We start from the raw sequence: 21,004 nt of genomic DNA on the forward strand, positions 1-21,004 counted from the left end.
ACACCCCACGGCTGGACAAGTCGCCAGGCTCACGCCATGAGCTTTCCGACCGCCAAACTGCACCCCATGCTGAAGGAAAAGGTCCATCAGCTGCCCGGCGGGCCAGCCGCCGACTCGACGTAACCGAGGAGCGCTTCACCATGGCACAGACCTCTTTCGCCTTCGACGATCTGTCCGCCCCCCTGCCCGCCAGCCCCTGTCGGGCACCGACAGGGCACTGGGTGGTCGATACCGACTTCCAGACCGGCTACGGCATTGGCTGGGACCATGCCCGCCACGGTCTGCTCCCGCCCCAGCGCCATCTGCTGCCTGGCAACCCCCTGCGCCAAGGCTGGCAGGCTGGCCGCCGCGCCTTTGCCGGACGCACCCGGCCTGCCCATGCCGAAGTGCAGACCTGGTTGCAACTGCGCATCGAAGCCTGGGAGCAGGGGCTGGTCTTCGAAGACCTGCTGGTGACACCGCACTTCCTGAAGCAGCTCGGCGCGACCCATTGCCCGGTCAGCCGCGAACCACTGAACGGCCAGGCCCACGTCGTTCGGCTGAACCAGGCTGCCGGCTATGCAGCCGGGAATCTGGCCGGGGTCTGTGACCGGGTGGCCAAGGCGTTGCCGGGCATCACGGGCCCGTCCGCCTTGGCGGCCGCCCGGCAGGCAAGCACCTCTGAAGACGGTCTGTTCCGTCAGTTGAGCAGCGAGGAGTGGGCACGCCTGGCCGGGCTGGTCTGGCTGGCCACGCCGCTGCCGCACGAGGACGCTGCTCAACTGCCCCTGCGGGCCCTGCCACCCAACCGGGTCCGGGTGCTCAACCCCATCCAGGGGTTGCAAGTCTGGCTGACGCTGCAGATGGAGCTCGATGGATGGAGCCAGCGCCTGAATCGCCTGGCCGAGCGGCTCCCCGAAGCCAGCCGCCTGGCCTTCCGGGTCTTCGTGGGCGGCTTCTTGCCCAGAGTCTGGCAAAGCGGCCGTCCTGTCGACGCGGAAACGCTCAAGCAGCGCCTGGAAGACGCCTGGGCTGACGCGCGGGTGCTGCGCCGCTGGCAGCATTTCGCGCTGCAACTGAGCGCCGCCCAGACCGAACGACTGCTCTGCAACGCCCTGTCGCTGGGTGTCAGTGGGCGGCGAATGCAGCAGCATGCCGCCGCGGGGGCCACCGATGGCTGGGCGCTGGAGTCGGGGGGACGGACCGAGCCGCGCGTCCGCGCGCGGGTTCAGTTCAGGCCGATGCTGCGCAGAAAGCCCTCGACCGCGTCGGTGTAGGCGCTGGATTCACCCAGCTTCTTGTTCACGTCGGCGTGGGTGAGATCCACCGGAAGCACGGTGGCCCGCCCGCCCAGCGAGTTCACCTTGTCGGCGAAACTGCGGGCCTGCGGACAGGAGTCTTCGCGCTTGGAGGAGCAGACCAGCATCATCGGTGCGGGTGCCTTGCGCAGCCGGCTATACGGCGAAACCTGCTGCCAGAAGCCCTGGTCCGAACCAAAGACCTTGTCGTAGAAGCTGTAGTGCTTCTCCCGCATGGTGCGCACCACGTCCATCGATGCGCTGTCCAGCGACACGGTGCCCAGCCAGGAACGTGCCCCCTGGTTCAACGCCAGTTCCGGCGCTGCGGCAATCAGGGACACCAGATGGGCCCCGGCCGAGTGGCCCATCAGCACAAAGCGGTTGGAGTCGCCCCCCCAGTCGGCGGCATGGGCCTGGGCGTAGGCCAGCGCCTTGGCCACGTCGTCCACTTCGCCCTGCACATCCGTCTTGGGCAACATGCGGTAGTTCGGGCAGACCACCACATAGCCCTTCGGGATCCAGCGGGTGATCTTGTTCATCACCACGTTGGCCGTGGACTTGTCGCCGATCATCCAGGCTCCGCCGTGCACCATGAAGATGACGGGCATCGGCGCGTTGCCGCTGCGGGCCGTGGGCATGTAGACGTCCAGGCGCTGAGCCGGGTCAGCGCCGTAGCTCACGTCCAGTTGGGCTTTCACGTAGGACGGCAGGGTCAGCGGCTCGGACTTGCCCTCCCCGAACTCGCCGCTCTCCTGGGCCGACTCGATGCGGCGCGACAGCACACGATCGACGAGCGCATCGCGCAGGGGGCCACCAAAAACAGGGGTCACGAGAAGGCCCCCCAGAGCGGCCAATGCCCAACGCTTGCTTCGATCGTGCATGAATGGTCCTTTGTGACGGCACAACACGTGCACCGTCCAACGCTGATGGGGCCCCTGGCGGTTGACACGCCGGGTTCCTCAGGCATCCGAAGAGGCCAGGAAGACCTCGCAGCCGCCCCGCGGGTTGGGCACATAGCGGTCCCCGCCCAGCGGCATGATCTTCGGCCCGAAGGGGTTGGCCGTGCCGATGAACATGCCGTGCGGCGTGGAGACCAGCGTACGCAACCCCATGTTGTACGGGTTGCCCATGCCGTTGGTGGTCACCGGCACCCAGTTCACGCCGTCATAGCTGCGGTAGAGGTCAAAGCCGCAGGAATGCTCCAGCAGGAATTCGGGGGTGAGCTTGTTGACGATGTTGGTGAAGGCAGGCGGCCAGCGGCGCCGGTTGGCGTAGCCCAGCACCGAACTCCACTCGAAAGTGCCCATGTAAAGCCAGCCCTCGTGGGCACACATGCGCCAGAAGTAGCCGTTGAAGAAGTTGTCGAAGCCGGGCAACCAACCCGACAGCGCTTCCTTGCGACCGATGGGCGTGTCACGGCTTTCGCCCACCAGCAGATCCCAGTGACCGTCGGGCGCGATACGGATCATCTCCGGTGGCGCCGGGCCGATGCGGTTCTGCGTGTCCACACCGCCACCCTGGATGCCGCCACCGACATAGAGGTGGCCCTTGAACGGGTACAGACTCAGCACGCACTGGTTCAGCGGCCCGCGGTAGGCCCCCTTCTCGACCACCCGCTCCCAGACGTAGGGCTTGGGGCCTTCGACCGTGCTGCGCCAGATCTGGAAGCCTTCCAGATTGAAGGTGCCCACGTAGAGGTGGTCGCCGAAGCCAGCCATCTCGAAGATGGTCTTGTTGCCTGCGTCACCGAAACCGAAGTCGGACACCGGCTCCCATTCCCCGCTGCCGGGATCGGTGCTCTCGTACACGACCGAGTGGGCTGAGACGTTCGGGTTGCCCCCGCGCGAGCCCGCCGGGGTGGTGAACATGCGGCCCTTGAACGGCACCATGGTGCGGATGGTGGTCACCGGCAGTCCACCCAGACCCGGTTCGCAGGTGGGCTCGAAGTGGTGACCATCGGTGGAGCGCAGGATGTTCGGCCCCGGCCCCCGGGCTGGCGACCAGGTGCTGACAAACAGCTCCGGCTCGGACGAAGGCGTCGGCTGGTACACCACCATGCCGCGAAAGCCCAGTTCCCGGGGGATGGGCTTGCCGTGGCTGCCGATGATGGTCGGCGCCTTGAAGACCTTCTCCCAGCTGTTCTCAGCCGGGGTGTAGCGCCAGATCTCGGCATGCATGTCGAGATCGAACGGGCTTTCCGGACACTCGACGGGCCACACGTCCATGCCGATGGGCAGGCGGGCCTTCATGAACGGGAAGTTGCCCCGGGTGGTGGCGACATAGAGATGGTCCTTGTAGTAGGCCATCGAATGCGCATAGGCATTCAGACCATCTCCAAAGCCCCCATGTGCGATCAGGCGGAAATCGCGCTGACTGAAACCCGGATATGTCCCCAGCTTGTTAGACGGCCGCCGCACTCTGTTCTTCCGTTGCCATGGCCGCCATGAAGGAGGCCAGCAGTTGCTCCGCCTCCTCACGACTGGCAGCCGGCCCAACCCGGGCCTGTTCACGTGTCATGAAGTACCACGCATCGCCGGATTGGATGATCCGGTCGCTGCGGAAAAAGTTCTTCTTCGCCTCGCCCGCACGCTGGCGATGTCGCGCATGGAATTCGCCCCCCCAGAAGCGCTCGCAGCCATGGATCAGCTCCTTGGGACGCGAGGATGGGAAGAAGTGTCCACCGTCAGGCACCCGCCGAAACACGGCGTGACTCCACACGTTGAGCAATTCGCGGCCCGTCAGACGGGCCTGGGAATGGTCGCCATACATCGCCATGATCGGGAAGGTCAGCTTGCGCAGTTCTTCCAGGCGCAGGCCGTCATCGCTGCCCATCAGTTCCTTGCCGGCCTCGGTCTGATCCATCAACCGGATCCACTGGCTGGCCGTGCGGTTGCCGTACTTGCCGATGAAGGGACTCACCAGTTCCGCCAGCGCGGGCGGCACCTCCTCGCTGCGCAACTGCAGATGCGCCACCTCGGTCAACAGCTTGTAGCCGAAGTACGGGTCGCGGGTGTCCAGGTGGATGTGGTGGGCGTGCAGGATCGCCTGCATCTCCTCGCCAAACTGTCCGGCCTCCCATTGGCGCTGGTGGCGGGCTGCAGAGATGTGCGTGTCCGCCAGGACCAGACTGCGAAAGCGCTCGGGCGCCATGCACGCTGCATTCAGGGTGATCACGCCACCGTAGCTGTGCGACAGAAAGTGAGCCTTGGCAATGCCCAGGTGGTCCATCAAGCCCAACAGGTCACGCGCCTGCTGGGGCGGGGTGTAGCCGCCTGGCGTCATCTCCGAACGGCCATGCCCACGCAGGTCGTACAGCGTGACCCGGAAACGTTGGGAGAACACCGGCGCGTAGTGAAAGTACCAAAACGCCAGGTTGGTGGCCAGACCATGCACCATCACGAGGTCTTCGACCTCGCCCTCTGCATTCTGCGGTTCCATCTGAACATAGTTCAGACGGACACCATTGACTTGTGCGACGGGCATGACGGCTTACTCCAGGTGGCCCGGCGTCCTCGACCGAGCAGGCATCTCATCCTCTGATTCCATGGACATGGTAGCGCCGCCCTGGCACACCCAAGGGGCACGCTCCCTGCCGTATTTCACGACTTCGGGGCACTGCGCAAGCGTCAAGGTCACCTCAGGACACCTCGGCACCGCCCTGCTCGACGGCCAGGGCAATCACGGTCTGGGCATCCCGGTACAGGGAGACCTCCATCTGCATGTCGTCGTGCACCACCTGGGCGTTTTGCCCTGCCGCATCCAGGAATCGAACCTCGAACCTCTCCGGCTGGCCCTGCAGTCCGGTGCCGAGACACTTCGCCGCAGCTTCCTTGGCACACCAGAGGGCCAGCAGGTGTTCGCTCTGCTGACCAGCAGGAATCGCGCCAAGGGCTGAACGCTCCTGTTCGCTCAACGATGCGGCAAACAGCTCTGGACTGCGAATGCGCCCCCATTGCTCTGCATCCACCCCCACCGGCACCTGCGGTGGGTTGACCGCCACCACACTGCCCCAATCGTTGTGGGTCAGCGAGATCTCGGGCGCTGCGATCAACTGGTCACGCCACCAGCCATCCACCCAAGGGGCGCCGAGCGCGTCGTGGCGCACCTCGATCTCGGACGAATAAAGCCACTCGCCCGTCTGCTGAGCGACCCAATAGCGCACCGCCTCCTTGATGCAGGCTCGGCCGAGCAGCCATTGGCGCTTGTGGCGCGCATTGCCGGTCAGCGCGGCCCAATCCTCACGCTCACCAGCGCTGAGGTAGATGTGGGCCAGGATGCGCAGGAAGATGTTGGCAGACTGGCTGCAGAAGTCTTCTGGCAGATGCTCCAGCGCCCAGACCAGCGTGCCGCGTTCGGCACCGGCCGCCATGGGCTGCCCCAGCCAGCCTTGGAGCGGATCGCGCCGCACCTGGTAGAAGCGATTGGGCACCGGGAAGAACACGTTCACCAGATTGCGCACCCGCACCAGCGGCTGGCCCTGGGCGTCCAGGCATTCGAACTGCCAGGCACGCGGTGCCGACACCGCATTGCTCGACGGATCCAGCGAGTGCTGGCGGGCCTGCAGGCGCAGCTGCGACAGATCGGCCGGGCAAGGGCTGTAGAGCTCGATGCGATCGATGGTCGACGGGAAGCAGTTGAAGTCGGTGCCGGCGAACTGGGCAATCCAGTAGGCGGCCAGCTGCCCCATGGCATCCAGCAGCACCGGGTTCAGCACCAGCTTTGTCGGCTGCCCCGACACGAAGAAGTCGTTCAGGCTCACCGGCGAGAGCTGGCAGTCGATGCCGGCATCGTCCCAGCCATCGATGTGGGTGATGCTCTGGAACACCGGGCCATGGAACATGCCGCAGGTGTAGAGCTCCTCGTCGTTCCACAGGGAGCTGCGCCATTCACCCAGCGAGGCCAGCCCGGGCAACTGCCAGACGGGCTGGAACAGGAACTCGCCGCTGACCAGCTTGCCCGACGGGCCGGACAGCACCGCCGCGTAGCGCTGCTGGGCCGCATCGACCAGACGAGCCTCAACGGTGAGAGTCACCTCACCCGCGTCGAGTGCGATCCAGTCAAAGGCGCGGACATGCTCGACCACGGTCACGTTGACATTGCCAGCCAAGGCCGCACAGGCCTGGGCCATGATCTCCAGGCTGACCATCATCGGCACGCAGGACAGACCCAGAACTCCGTCCTGGGGATCCACCCGCCCAGACAGCACATGGTCACGCAGGAAGTTGTCCCGGGCCAGGCTCAAGGTGCTGCGCGCCACCAGGTGCTCGGCATCCTGCTCGACGATCTCGTCCAGGAAGCCGGTGGCTGCGGCCACCGGATCCAGTGTCACGACGCCTTCGGCCTCCATGGCATCAGGCTGCAGACGATCCATCACCGACTGCTGCTGAGCGAGGAAGCCACGCATCATGTCGAAATACTCGCCCATCACCTGCTGGCGCAACACCAGCTCGGCGTCCTCGGTGACCTGCACCGGCGCCGTCGAGGTGGCCGGGGCTGCCACGGGGGGGAGCTGGGAAACCGACGCGGTGGCCTGGGCCGGCGGAACCGGCGCAGACACCGCCTGCACCACCATGGGCGCGGCCAGCGTCCCCAACTGGGCGCGCTCCGCCTCGGTCAGGTGCATCTGCGGCATGGTGTTGTCCAGCAGAATGCCCTTGGCCTTGGGCACGGACAGGTCGCCCAGCGACACCTGTGTGAGCGCACGTTGCTCGAACAGCTTGCCCAACGCCACCGGCTTGCGGTTGACCCAGAGCTGGCCCAGCACCATCAGGAACTGGTCCACGCCCGGGCGCTTGCGCTGGTTGGTGGCCACGGCCACGTACTCGCGCCCGGCCAGGATGTCGTTCACAAAGGCCGTCAGGTTGGCGGACGGTCCCACCTCGATGAACCAGCGGACGCCCTCGTCGTGCATCTTCTGGATCGTCTCGCGGAAGCGCACCGTGGTGGACCACTGTGACGCAGCCGTCTGGCGGATGGCCGCGGCACCGTCCGGGAACAGACCAGTGGTGGCACAGGAATACAGCGGCACGCGGGGCGAACCCAGCTTGATGGCCTTGTAGTACTTCAGGAAGGCCTTGGTGACGGTGTCGAAGGCCGGCGTGTGGTAACCGCGGTCAAAGGGCAGCGGCATGCAGATGGCACCGGCCTGGGTCAGGCGCTGCTGCAGCGTGGCCATCACATCGACGGCCCCGTAGAGGATCACCTGGTTGGCGCAGTTGTCCATGGCCACGACCACGCCCGGGCCGCTCTCGGCCAGATGCTGGTCCAGGCTGGGACGGTCCATGGCACCGACAGCCAGCAGTGCGCCGGTCGGGATCGAGCCATTGGCCAGCTCTTCACGGTAGACACGGTTGAGCTCGCGGATGAACTCGGCCAGCTCTTGCGACGAGGCCGCCGGAATGGCGCCGGAGGCCGCCAGGGCCGATGACTCACCCGAGCTGTGGCCCAACATGACGTCAGGCTGCACGCCCATCGTGCCCAGCAGGGCGTTGAGCGCCTGCGCGCCCACGAACACGGCCTCGGAGCCGACGTCCATGTCGTGCATGCGCCGCTCGAGCTCGGCACGGCGCTCCTCGCTCAGCCCCGTGGGCGGCGGGAAGGCGATGTCGGTGCGACGCTCGCCCGGCACGTCCGGGTACAGACCGCACCAGAAATCCAGCCAGTCGCGCACGTCGTCAAAGCACTGGGCCATGTCCGACAGCATGGCGCTGTACTGCGAGCCTTCGCCCGGGAAAATGAAGGCCAGCTTGCCCTCCAGCGGCTGAGCGCTGTAGAACATGCCGCCGCGGGTGGCCCAGGACGTGGCGCCACCGCTGCCCAGCTTCTTGAGCGCCTGCTGCAGCTGCTTGTTCAGCCCGACGGCATCGCTGGCGACGACCGCCAGGCGGCAGGCCCCCTCGCCCACCTGGCCGGCCAGCGAGGCGGCGATGTCGCCCATCGACAGGTCGGTGCGCGCGGTCAGCCAGGCCTGGACCTGCGTGATGCGCTCGACCAGGGCCTCGGTGCTCTCAGCCGCGAGCACGCACAGCTCGGACGGCCAGGGCAGGCAGCGCGCCGGCTTGGCCGCGGCCACCGGGGCCTCTTCCAGCACTGCGTGGGTGTTGATGCCGCCGAAGCCGAAGGAATTCACCCCCGCACGGCGCGGGGCACCCTGCGGCGTGATCCACGGGCGGGTTTCGTTGTTGACGTAGAGCGTCGTGTCGTCAATGCCCAGCTCGGGGTTCACCTCGCCGCACAGCATCGGCGGCAGCACCTTGTGGTGCAGGGCCAGCGATGCCTTGATCAGCCCCGCCATGCCCGCCGCCGGGATGGTGTGGCTGATCATGGACTTGACCGAACCCAAGGCAATGCTGCCCTGCGCCGCCGTGCGGGTGCCGAACACCGACTTGAGCGAGGCGATCTCGGTCTTGTCACCCAGCGGGATGCCCGTACCGTGGGCTTCCACCAGCCCCACCGTGGACGGGTCTACGCGGCTTTCGGCATAGGCCCGTTGCACGGCCAGCGATTCGCCTTCCATGCTGGGAGCCAGCAGACCGGTGCCCCGACCGTCACTGGACTGGCCCACGCCACGCAGCACGGCATAGACCCGGTCGCCATCGGCCAACGCCTCGTCCAGCAGCTTCAGCACCACCATGCCCAGGCCCTCGCCCAGCAGGGTGCCGTCGCTGCCCTTCTCGAAGGGCCGCACCTTGCCGCGGCCGCTGAGGGCCCCGAGCTGGGTGAAGATCACCGCCACTTCGGCCGGCAGGGAGGCGTTCACGCCACCCGCGATCATCAGTTTGCTGCGCCCCAGGCGCAGTTCGTCCATGGCCGCGTTGACCGCCAGCAGCGAGGACGAGCAGGCCGCATCCACCAGGTAGTTGGGGCCCTTGAGGTTCAGCCGGTTGGCGATGCGGCCGGTCATCACGTTGGGCACCAGGCCCGGAGCGATGTCCGGCGTGGCCGCCGGAAGCTTCTTGGCCAGCAACGCGCGCACCGATTCCAGCTGTTCCGGCCCCAGGTGGGGGCAGGCCGCCTGCAGGATCTCCACCGTCTGGTCCACCACGATGTGGTTCTGGATCAGCGTGCCCTGCCCGCGGTGCAGGTAGGTGCTGTGGCCCAGCACGATGCCGGTGTCGCGGTGGTCGTAGGCTAGGTCGAGGTAGCCCGCGTCCTTCAGGGCCTCGGCCGCCACCTTCAGGGCCAGGAATTGGTCGGGCTCGCCACCGTCCAGCGAGCTCGGCATGATGCCGAATTCGCGCGGATCGAAGCGGTACAGGTCCCGCAGATAGCCCCCATAGGGCGTCTTGATGCGACCGCTGTCCAGATAGCGCTGGGCATCCCAGGAGTCCACCGGTTCGGAGATGGCATCCACCCCGCCGATGATGTTGCGCCAGAACGCCTGCAGATTGGGGGCCTGCGGGTACATGCAGGCCATGCCGATGATGGCGACAGGCGCCGGGGTGGATGCGTTCCCGCTCACGGGGACTCCTTGGGAAAGATCGGTCATTGCAACAAACTCACACCGACGACTTGCTGGGCTGCTGACCGGCGGTGCCGCCCAGCCGGTTTAGGGCCTGGCTGGCGATGCACTGCATGTCCTCGATCATCATCACCACCTCGCCGGCGGCGTTGGTGTAGTAGACGTTGGCACCCACCAAACCGGCATCGTCCAGCGGCACCACCTCCAGCTCCATCGTCATCTGCTCGGGCAGTTGGTCCACGTAGCGGACCACCCGGCCGAAGCGAGTCGGCAGGCAGGTCTCGTTGCGGAACTCGCGTGCCCAGACGATGGCCAGCTGCGGACCGGCGTCGATGATCGCGGGGTCGAACACCCAGTGGTCATGCTCGGCCGGCACACCGCGCAGCCAGCCATGGGGCGCGCTGGGCACCACGGCGGCGGCGGCAGCATCGGACGACAGGCCCTTGAGCGCCGTCATCACCCGGAAGCGAGGGCCGTGGAACAGGAACTGGTCATAGGCCTGGGCCACCGGCAGCTTCTTCTCGAAGCGCGCGCGCACCGGGTGGCTGAAGCCTTCGGGCAGGCGCTGCTCCAGCCGCAGCACGGCCTTGTAGTGCACGACCGTCTTGCCGCCCTGCTGCTCGCTCTGCAGCGTGGCCACCACCTCGAAACCTTCCGCGCTGCCATAGGGCGGCGGGTTGATCACGATGTCGAAGCGGCGCACGGCCTCCTTGAGCTCCACGCCCTTCATCAGACGGAAGTCCTTGACCTCCACCACACGCCAGCCCGGCCACAGCGCGTGGCCCGCCTGGGACAGCAGTTCCAGCGCCACGGCCGCCGGCAGCACCGGGGTCGCATCGATGCGGTGTTCCTGCAGGTAGGCATGGTTGGCGTCGATGGCGAAGCTCACCACCTGGCCGCCCATCGGCAGGGTCATCATCTCGGCGGCACCGAGCAGCGCACCCAGCACCTTGCCGGGGGCCGCCGGGGCCTGCAGCTGCACCTGGCCCAAGTCGGCCTCACGCTGCTCCCAGGGGCCTTCGCCACAGATGATCTCGATGTAGGTGTCGTCCGTGCGCAGCAGCTCATCCTTGAGCAGCTGCCGGCCGGCCGCAGCCGTCACCAGGTAGACGCCCTTCTCGGCGAACTTGGCCTCGGTCTCGGCGGTGACCATGCCGGCACCGAACATCGTCGGCCCCCACGGTCCCCAGCACAGGGCGTTGACGTTGACCTGGCCACCCCAGCGACGGTAGAGCTGGCAGCACAGGCGGTTCATCAGCTCGTTGGCCGTGGCGTAGTCGGACTGGCCACTGTTGCCGTACCGGCCGGCCACCGAGCTGAACACGGTCAGGAAACGCAGCGACTCGGCGCGCAGGTACTTCTGCAGCAGCAGCAAGCCGATGACCTTGGTGTTGACCACACGGTCCCAGCTGTCCGAGGCCTTGTCCACCAGGAACTTGTCCTCGATCACGCCGGCACCGTGCAGCACGCCGTGGATGGCACCGAACTGGGCGTAGAGGTCCTCGATGAGGCCCTTCATGCCAGCGTCGTCACCCACGTCGACCGAGCGGTACTCGACCTTGGCCCCGCGCTGCTCGAAGTCGGCGCGGTTGCCCAGCATTTCGCGGGCGGCCATCACGGCCGCCACCTTCTTCTGGATCTCGGCCGGCTTGAGCGAACTCTTGCCCGCGCGCACTTCGGCGATGAAGTGCTGGCGCAGGGCCTCCGGCGTGGCCAGCGCGGCCTGCTCGGCAGGCTCGGCCTCGGGCCAGGCACCGCGCCCTGTCAGCACCAGGGTGTTGCCGGGCAGCGCCAGTTCGCGCAACACCTCGGCGGTGATGCCGCGGGCGCCACCGGTGGCCAGCACCACGATGCCCTGCAGCCGGGCCATGCGGGCCGGGTCCACCGGCGCCACCATGGCCTCGGTCTTGAAGACCGTGCGCTGTCCGTCGGGATAGCCCACCTCCTGGCGGCCACCCACGACCTCCAGCTCGGTCATCACGGTCTGGATCTGGGCCGCCGGCGACTGGCCGGGATCCAGGTCCACAATCTTGACCCGCAGCTCAGGACGTTCCTCGTGGAAGGACTTGAGCATGCCGGCAGCGCCGGACTGCAGGGTCAGGCCGGCCGGCACATGGGCACCGGCACGGTTGAAGTAGCCGCCCAGCGCGCTGACCGACATCACATGGGCACCCTCGCCCAGGCTGGTCGACAGTTCGCGCAGCAGCAGGAACAACGATTTCTCGTTCACCAGCAGTTGCTGGCGCCATTCGGCCACCGAGCCTTGCGGGGGCAGCATCTCGCTGCCCAGCTCGGCCAGGTGAACCAGGCCGGCCAAGGGCTGCGCGCCTTCGCGCAGCTTGGCCGCCCATTCGATCAGGGCCGATTCACTGCCCAGCACGTCGCGTCCCACCAGGACGGACTCGCGACCCTGCTCGCGCAGGGCCCCTGCCAGGGCCTTGGCCTGACCTGTCAGGTCATCGGTGATGACAAACAGGCCGGCCTTGAGCTGCTTCAGTGCATCGGCTTCCAGGGCTTCGTGCACGGGCACGACAACATGCCGAGGCGGGTGGCTGCTGCTGGCGGAGGCAGCAACCTTTGATCCCGTCTCGGCAACATCAAAAGGGCTGGCGACAGCGCTCCCGCTCTTGGCCGAACCCATGATGTCCAGCATGCCGTTCAGCGTGGGCTGGGTGTTGAGCTTGCTGCGGCTCTCGGTCAGCGCAGCGCGCAGGCCTTCGGGCAGCTTCTGCAGCATGGCGCCGACGACTTCGATGCGCTTGATCGAATCAATGCCGAGGTCCGACTCGAGGTTCTGGTCCAGACCCACCATGTCGCGCGGGTAGCCGGTCTTCTCCTCGACGATGGACAGCAGCATGTCAATCATCTGCTCGCGGCTCAGCGCCGCGCCAGCCGCGGGTGCGGCGGCGGCCACCGGAGCTGCCACAGGGGCAGGCTTGGCTGCCACGGGGGCGGGCACCGGAGCCGGCATCACCGGCGCAGGCACCACCACCGGGGGAGCCACCGGCGCGACAGCGGCGGGCACCACTGCGGGCGGCACGACGACGGCCGGCGCAGCAGGCGGCACCTCGGCCACACGGGCCAGGGCCACCGGCTGGGCAGGGCGCGCCAGACGGGCCGGGCGGGCCGGAGTGGCCACGCCTTCGCCTACGAACATGGCCATCACCCGTTCCTGGGTTTCCAGGAACTGGCGCATGGTCTCGAAGTATTCCGACATGACGCCGGAAGATCCTGCCGGTGGCAGGGGACGTCGTTCATCCATACGGGGCTCTCTTCTCCAACGTGAAGGGGGGGTTGCGGGCTGCGGGACCGAGGGCGTGGCCGCCGCCGGCATGGAAAGGTGGGCGGATGCCGGAGTGGCCGTCAGGGCAGCGGATGCAGCACTGGCCACGGGCGCCACGGCCAGGTTCAGGGTCTGGGCCTGCTCCAGCGTGACACCGATCTGGCGCACCGGGTCGGACAGCCGGCGCACGCCGCTGCCGTTGATCATCCAGGCGTGCTTGGGCACGCTGACGATGCGTTGCAGGGCGCCCAACTGAGCCGGGTCGCCGACGCGGCAGTCGCGACCGAACAGGGGCGACAAATCCAGGTCCAGGCCGGCGCACAGCATCTGCGCGACACCATTGAGGAAACCGCCAAGGCCGGAGCCATCGTCCAGGGCGATGGCCTTGTGCGGCTGGCCGGCCAGGATCTTGGCCGTCAGCTTGGTCAGCACAGACTTCGGGCCCACCTCAATGAAGGTACGCGCACCGTCGGCGTACATGGCCTCGATCTCGGCCACGAACTCGACCGACTGCACCAGGTGCTCAGCCATGCTGCGCTTGACCGTGGCGACGTCTTCCGCGTGGGGGCGACCGGTGGCGTTGGAATACACCGGGATCTGGCCGGGCTGCCAGTCGGTGGCCTCGATCATCTCGGCCAGCGCGGACTGGGCCGGCGCCACCAGCTTGGAATGGAAGGCCGCGGCCACCGGGATGGGCGTGACATCGAAACCGGCCGCGGTCATCTTGGCCATGGCGGCCTCGACCCCGGCACGGGTGCCGGAGATGATGGTCTGCAGAGGCGCGTTGTGGTTGGCCACGACGATGTCGGCCACATCGGCCAGCAGGCGGTCCACATCGGCCCGCGGGGCCTGCACCGCTGCCATGGTGCCCAGCTCGGCGCCATCGGCCTTGGCGGCATCGACGATGAAGCGGCCACGCGCCGCCGACAGCTGCATCAGCGTGTCCAGGCCATAGGCGCCCGCGGCGTGGTGGGCGACGAACTCGCCATAGCTGTGGCCGGCCGCCATGTCGGGCGCCAGACCCATGCCCTGGAGCAGGCGCAGCAAGGCCACCTCAAGGGCCCCCAGCGCGGGCTGGGCCACATCGGTGCTGGTGAGCGCCTTGCGGGCAGCGTCCAGCGCCTCTTCGTCGTAGACCGCCGGCGGGAAAATGAAGCGACCCAGCGTGCTGCCGCGGCCGAAGCGCGTCTCGAACGGCGCCTTCAGCGCGGCGTTGGCCTCGGACAGGGCGTCGGACACCTGCGGGAAGGCCACCGCCAGTTCGCGACCCATCATCGGGTATTGCGAGCCCTGGCCGGAGAACAGGACGGCCACCTTGCCCGGCTCGGCGCCGGCCGCACCATGATGCACGCCCGGCGGCAGCATCGGCACCTGGCCATTCAGGAACGCCGCAGCCTTGCCCAGCTTGTCGGTCAGGTCCGCCAAATCCTTGGCGACCACGGCCAGGGTCTCCATGCCCGGCTGCCACTGGGCCGCCAGGGTGGCGGCCAGGTCGCGCAGAGCCAGTGCCCCCAACGCAGGCAGTTCCTCGGCCAGTGCAACCGCCTTGGCCACGAGTTGGGCCTTGTCGTCGGCGGCCAGCAGCACCAGCTCGGCCGACCACTGGTTCATCGGCGCCGTGCGCAACCAGGGGCGGTATTCGCGGGTGTACTCCTCCATCACCACATGGAAGTTCGTCCCCCCGAAGCCGAAGGCGCTGGCCCCCGCGCGGCGCGGGGTGGCATCGCTGGTGAGCCAGGGCTGGGCGTCCAGCAACACGTGCAGCGGCGCATCCTCGTTCAGCAGGATCTTGTTGGGCTTCGTGACGTGCAGGTGCGGTGGCAGCACCTTGTGCTGCAGCGCCAGGGCCGCCTTGATCAGGCCCGCAACGCCAGCAGTGGCCTTGGTGTGACCGATCATGGTCTTGACCGAACCCACAACTGCAGCGTGCGGCACCACGCCCTGCTCGCGCATCAGCAGGCTGGTGCTCTCCAGTTCAGCTGTGTCCCCCGCCACCGTGCCGGTGCCGTGGGCTTCAAACAGCCCCACTTCGGCCGGACCGAAGCCGGCCTGCACATAGGCACGGCGCATGGCGCGCAGTTGGCCCGCCGGCAACGGTGCGGTCATGCCCTTGGCATTGCCATCGCTGCTGGCACCGACGCCCTTGATGACCGCATAAATGCGGTCGCCATCCCGTTCGGCATCGGCCAGACGCTTGAGAGCGATCATCGCAATGCCTTCGGAGATGGCGATGCCATCGCCCTCCTGGTCGAAGCTGGCGCAGCGCCCGCGCGGCGACAGCGCCTGGGTCTTGCTGAAGCACAGGAAGCCGAAGGGACCCTGCACGGTGTCCACGCCCCCGGCCAGCACGAAGTCGCTGCGCCCGGCGGTCAGCTCGCTCACCCCTTGGTAGACCGCTGCCAGCGAGGAGCCGCAGGCTGCGTCGGTGGTGAAGTTGGCACCGCCGAAGTTCAAACGGTTGGCAATGCGCCCGGCGATCACGTTGACCAGGATGCCGGCGAAGGAATCCTCCGTCCACTCCGGCAGGCGGTCGGCCACGTCGTCGGGCAACTGGCCGGCAAAGCGCGGCAGCTCGGCACGCAGGCCGTACTGCGTGCCCACATCACCGGTACCGCCGCTGGCACCCAGGATGACCGAGGCCCGTTCGCGGTCGAAGGGGCGGTCGACGTAGCCGGCGTCGGTCAGCGCTCGATGGGCCACCTCCAGCGCCATCAGCTGCATGGGGTCGATGGCCTCCAGCGACTTCGGCGGCATGCCGAACTTCATCGGATCAAAGGCCACATCATCAAGGAAGCCACCCCACTTGGAGTAGATCTTGTCCTTGGCGTGGCGGTCGCTGTCGAAGTACAGGCGCCAGTCCCAGCGGTGCGACGGAATCTCGCTGATGCCGTCGACCTTCTTCAGGATGTTTTCCCAGTACTCACGCACCTCGGCAGCCTTGGGCAGCAGGGTGGCGATGCCCACGATGGCGACGTCCGCCGGCGGCACGGTGGCGGCAGACGGTGCCTCGGGTTGGCTGCCTGCCAGCCGATCGCTCAGCAGCGCGGCGGCATCATCGGTCACCTGGCGGTGCAAGGTGGCAATGTCGGTCACCTCGGCACGCAGCGTGGCAACCTGGCCCAGCATGTACATGCCTTCGGCGCTTTGGCGCTCAGGGGTGAGGGTCTCCAGCGCGCCGTTGAGGCCGCTGCGGTTGGTGCCCTTGGAAGCGATGCGCAAACGGCCCATCACCAGGTCGTCCAGCACCTTGCGAGCCTCGTCCACCGGCACCTTGGCCTCGCGCATCTGGTCCCGCTGGCGGAAGAAGTCCTGGGCGAAGGCGGTGTAGGCGCAGCGACTGGCGTGGCCGGGGCCCGATTCGAGCGCCACGGTGTGGTCGCACTCGATCACTTCCTTCTGGAACTGCTCGACGATGGCGCCGCTCTCGACGATCTCCTTCGTGAACAGATAGGCACTGCCCATCAGGATGCCGACCTTGACGCCCTTGGCCATCAGCGGAGCCACCAGGGTCTGCACGAAGGCGGAGGACACGGCATCGTGGATGCCGCCGGCGAACAGCACCTGGAGTTCGCTCGGAGGCACCTTGCCCTTGCCCAGCTCCTCGAGCAACTTGTCGACCATCGTGCTCCAGAGCACGAAGCTGCTCAAGGGGCCGATGTGACCACCGCACTCGCGGCCTTCGAAGATGAAGCGCCGCGCGCCCTCCCCGACGAACATCGGGATCAGGTTGGCCGAGGGAACGTGCAGGAAGGTGGCGATGCCGGCCTTCTCGAGCGTGACGGCCTGGTCAGGACGGCCGCCGGCGATGATGGCGTAGGCCGGCTTGTGCTCGGCCGCCATGGCCAGCTGCTCGTCCAGCAAGGCCTGGGGCGCAAAGCCCAGCAGACCGATGCCCCAGGGCTTGTCGCCCAGACGCTGGGTGGACTCCTCCAGCAGCTTGCGCAGGGCGTCGCCCTTGAGCAGCGCGAAGGCCAGCATCGGCAGCGCCCCGCCTTCGGCCACGGCCTGGGCGAAGGCGGCGCTGTCGGACACGCGGGTCATGGGCCCTTGCACCAGGGGATAGGGAATGCCCAGCGCCTCAGCCAACGGAGAACTCTTGGCCAGCGCCTGCGAACCCACGGCGGCCGGCAGATGGTCCGCCACGGCTGCGTCGATGGCCTTGAGCACTTCACCCAGGCGGCGGTACTGCTTGCGCCAGATACCGGCGAAGCAGACATCCTGCCCCAGCGGCAACAGGCCGGCGCGGAGATTCACCCAGTCGATCTTGCCCTGCACCAGCCCCTTCAGGCGCTCAAAGCCGGCGCCCTCGCCTTCCACGGCCAACTGGCGCGCGGCGTTGTGGCCGGGGCGCACCAACACGCGGATGTACTCGCCATGCTCGCCATCGCCGATGGCCTGGGCCTCATTGCCCGACAGGTTGCCCAGCAGGGCCACCAAAGCGTCGGGAGCACCAGCGTCCTCCAGCAGCAGGACCTGGGAATCCAGCACCACACCGGCCATGCCGATGGCATGGCAGGCGGCGGCAACGTGCGGCGTGACGCCGCCACGCAGGTACAGCGGCAGCGCGCTGAGCTTGAGCCACTTCTGGATCAGGATGAAGCTGGCGTCCTCACCGACGAAGCCACCGGCCTCGTTGCCCTTGAGCAGCCAGCCCTCCACCACCCCTTCGGACGGCAGGGCCGGGACCACCGGCGCGCAGACCTCGACCAGGATGCGCACGCCGCGCTCACGCAGCTGGACCAACAAGTCCCAGCCGGTGGCCACCACCGTGGGCTCGACGATCAGCCAGGACAGCCCCGACAGGGCCGGCGAGCGCAGGGCCGTCTCGAGGGTGAGATCCACGCGGTCGAGCTTCAGACCATAGCCCTGACCGGAGAAACGGGCGACCGAGGCCAGCATGGCCAGCACGCTCTGGCTGTCCGACTGGAACTCGGCGTTGACCACCCCCACTGCACCGGCGCGACAGGCGGCGATGGCCAGGGCTGCATCGGGCGACCCCGCAGGGGTGAAGACAAACGTGGTGAACAGGTGCTTGGACATATGCCTTCGGGCCAGTTCTGCTGACGGTCGCGTCGGCCAATCGCGCCGGAGGTCGGGGGCCAGCGACTCGCTCGGACGGGTTTTCACCAACCCTGTTTCCGGCGCGAATCATGTAGCCGATTACTTGATGTGCCTCTAATGTCCCCCGCCGATCAGGCTAGCGACTATCCCTAACCTCTATCGCGGAACACCAAGGGATGGCTGACGTGGGGGAAATCACACGGAAAAGCCGCCCATGGCTGGCCATTGCCCGCACTTGCCCGAAAGATCCTCGCGCTTGCACACAACTTCCCCTCACATCGCGACAAATCGTGACACGACATTATGGGCACCAGTCTGGTGTGCAGCGCCAGACTCAAAAGAGGGACATCCTTCACGCTTCACGCCACAACATCCCTCAAACGACAAAAAAAAGCCCCCCGCAGAAGCAGGGGGCTGGGTCGATGAAGCTTCAGCTCGTCAGGGAATCCAAGACCACACCTGGACCGTGAGGAAGCGCTGCATGGCCAGCGTGAAGGCCTTCCAGACGGGCATCGAGGTGCCCTCAATCTTGGTGTAGCCCGTCATGCCCGTACGCAACTCCTGCTGGGGGTTGGGAACTTCGGCAATCACCTTCACCACCGTTCCCATCGATTCGCTCGTCACATTGCGATCGATGACGGTGACCTTGCCTTGGTAGATGCGGTCACTGAAGGCCACGGGTCGCACCCGCACCGGCGCGCCCACCTTGACGAAGGAGATGTCGGTTTCCGGGACCTGGATCTCCACCGAGACCTTGGAGGTGTCCTCGACCGTGGCAAACGTCTGCCCCTTCTCGATGTAGCTGTTCAGCCGGTCCTTCAGATGCAGCGTCAGCAGATTGCCGTCAAAGGGCATGGCCAGCGAAGCGCGCCCCACCTTGGAGGCATAGAGGTCCCGCTCGTCCTGCAAAGACTTCAGCTTGGCCTCTGCCGCCGCAATCTCGTCCTTGGTCGGACCGGTCTTGGCCAGGGCCAGCGCGGCCCGCTTCTCGGCGGACTGCATCGCGTCGACCTGATACTCGCGTCGAGCGGCATCGAACTCCTCAAAGGAGACAACGCCGTCCTTGTACATGCGCTCCATGCGGGGCACGCGCGCCTTGGTGAAGGTCTCGTGCTCCATCGCCACTTCCAGCTCGCGCTGGGCCAGGGCCACATACTCGGGCTTCGGCTTGGACTTCAGGTCCGCCACCACGGCTGCCTGCTCGGCCACCTTGGCGTCATAGACGCTGACCTGGGCCTGGTAGTCGGGCGTGGCCAGTGTGGCGATCAGCGCCCCCTTCTTGAGCGATTCTCCACCGTCGTAGTTGACGGTTTGCACCACACCACCAAAGTCGGTGGTGATCACCTGACGCTGGTTCGGGTAGGTGCTGAAGCGCCCGCCCGTCTCGTAGGGATAAGGCATCACCAGGATCAGCAGGGCCGTCAGGGCGCCAGCCACCTTGAGGTAGCGCGACCAGTTGCTGGGCGGCTTGAGCTCGTCCTCGGCCTCGCCCACCGAATCCGGCAGCGTGCGCTTGCGCCAGCGGTCGAATTGCACCGAGCGGTCATAGGCGGCCTGGATCATCTGCAGACGCTTGAAGGTCCGCTTGAGCAGGTACACCCCCATGACGATGGCCAGCACGATGGCCGTGCCGCCCAGCATGACCGATTGCAGGTAGGCCCCCACCATCAGGCAGGCCACGATGACGAGCACGAAGGCGTAGACCGTGGTCAGCAGCGCATAGGCGGACAGCAGGCTGCCATCGGCATCCTTGTAGGCCCGGCCATTCATGCGGTTGAGCAGCGTCTTGTAGGCCTTGCCCCGCAGATGAGGCTCATTGGCAAAGGCCGAAAGCAGGTGATAGCCGCTGCCCTTGACCAGCGGATTGCCCGAGACAAACAGCAGATCGATGCCGGCGATGAAGAACAGGGCCATGCCGATCTTGGGCGCCAGGCTCCCGCCGTCACGGGTGTTGTACCAGACGAGCACACCCAAGCTGAACAGCACCAGACGGGCCAGCAGCGGCCCGCCCTGCAGCCACATGCGTTCGCGACGGGACAGTTGCTCAACATGGCTGACGGTCACCACGAAGCGCGGCAGGAAGGCCATGAACACCGATGCCCCGAAGGCACTGACCGTGCAGCGGAAGGCATAGGCAATGAATGCCGTGGTCAGCGTGACCACCAGGTTCACCGTGAACATGCTGAAGATCACATGCTCCAGCAAGCTGGTCATGCTGTGCAGGTTCTCCATGTCCTGCACGATCAGGTAGCTGTATTCGAAGCACAGCATCAGCGCCGCCACCACCAGCAAGGGCAGGACATAGACGATGTAGTGCAGGGGAGCGACCACCGGGCTCAGCAGCTTCAGTGCCGGCCGCGGGTCGAACAACTTGAGCATCCAGCGGGTCGCCCGTGGATCGAAGCCCACTGCGTCGTTCATGCCGGCCGGCAGATCACCTTCCGGGCCGGCCGCGGCGGCCGGCTTGGCAGCCGCGGCACTGGCGGGCGCCGCCGCCGGCGCCGCTGCTGCCGCTTCATTGACCTGGGCCGTGTGGGTCTTGACCACAGCCTGACCGTCCTTCACCTCATAGGTCTTGGTGCGGAAGGGGTCCAGCAGCGCATGGGTCGGGTTCTCCATGTCCAGCAGTTGGCGGTCGGCCAGACTGGCGAAGAACAGCTCGATCTCCTTTTGCGAGATCGGACGGCCGAAGCGGTCCTCGAACACCGACTGCAGCTTGGGATAGTTCTCACAACCCGGCAATACCTCCAGCAGGAAGAACTGCCAAGGCTCCATGTCGTGGACCTTGTTCAGCAGCTTGTCGCGCAGCAGATAGCTGGGCTGATCGTTCTTGACGATCTTGAATGCCTCCAGGCGCTTGGGCAAATAGGCGGGCAGCGCCACCTTCTTGGTTTGCTCAGTCATGACCAGATCTTTCTGCTG

General features: G+C 66.9%; 7 protein-coding genes. 1 reads left to right on the forward strand and 6 read right to left on the reverse strand.

The features are described from left to right. The first annotated feature begins 140 nt into the window (after nt 1–140). Complete coding sequence (locus tag M0L44_RS06645; RefSeq protein ID WP_252768860.1) at nt 141–1,256, forward strand: hypothetical protein; 1,116 nt, start codon at nt 141–143, stop codon at nt 1,254–1,256. Here the strand turns inward: M0L44_RS06645 and M0L44_RS06650 are convergent. From M0L44_RS06650 to M0L44_RS06675, 6 genes are all read right to left on the reverse strand, one after another. After that, a complete protein-coding gene (locus M0L44_RS06650) occupies nt 1,208–2,107 on the reverse strand; it encodes an alpha/beta hydrolase (protein ID WP_252768861.1) in 900 nt (299 codons plus the stop codon). The genes M0L44_RS06645 and M0L44_RS06650 overlap by 49 nt on opposite strands. A 129-nt stretch (nt 2,108–2,236) precedes the next feature. Continuing rightward, nucleotides 2,237–3,583: a hypothetical protein gene (locus tag M0L44_RS06655; RefSeq protein WP_252768862.1), complete on the reverse strand. Its 1,347-nt coding sequence runs from the start codon at nt 3,581–3,583 to the stop codon at nt 2,237–2,239. 94 nt (nt 3,584–3,677) lie between these two features. After that, on the reverse strand, nt 3,678–4,760 hold the full coding sequence (locus M0L44_RS06660) for an alpha/beta fold hydrolase (protein ID WP_252768863.1): 1,083 nt from the start codon (nt 4,758–4,760) through the stop codon (nt 3,678–3,680). Nucleotides 4,761–4,914: 154 nt separating this feature from the next. Further along, nucleotides 4,915–9,738, reverse strand: coding sequence for a type I polyketide synthase (locus tag M0L44_RS06665; RefSeq protein WP_252768864.1), 4,824 nt, complete (start codon nt 9,736–9,738; stop codon nt 4,915–4,917). Nucleotides 9,739–9,775: 37 nt separating this feature from the next. Further along, nucleotides 9,776–18,061 (reverse strand): type I polyketide synthase, encoded by an 8,286-nt coding sequence (locus M0L44_RS06670; protein WP_252768865.1) that lies wholly within the window; start codon nt 18,059–18,061, stop codon nt 9,776–9,778. Nucleotides 18,062–18,520: 459 nt separating this feature from the next. Beyond that, complete coding sequence (locus M0L44_RS06675) at nt 18,521–20,986, reverse strand: HlyD family secretion protein (protein ID WP_252768866.1); 2,466 nt, start codon at nt 20,984–20,986, stop codon at nt 18,521–18,523. Between the last annotated feature and the right edge of the window lie 18 nt (nt 20,987–21,004).

Origin of the sequence: Ideonella oryzae (genome assembly GCF_024055665.1) — a bacterium.
Classification (GTDB): domain Bacteria; phylum Pseudomonadota; class Gammaproteobacteria; order Burkholderiales; family Burkholderiaceae_C; genus Ideonella; species Ideonella oryzae.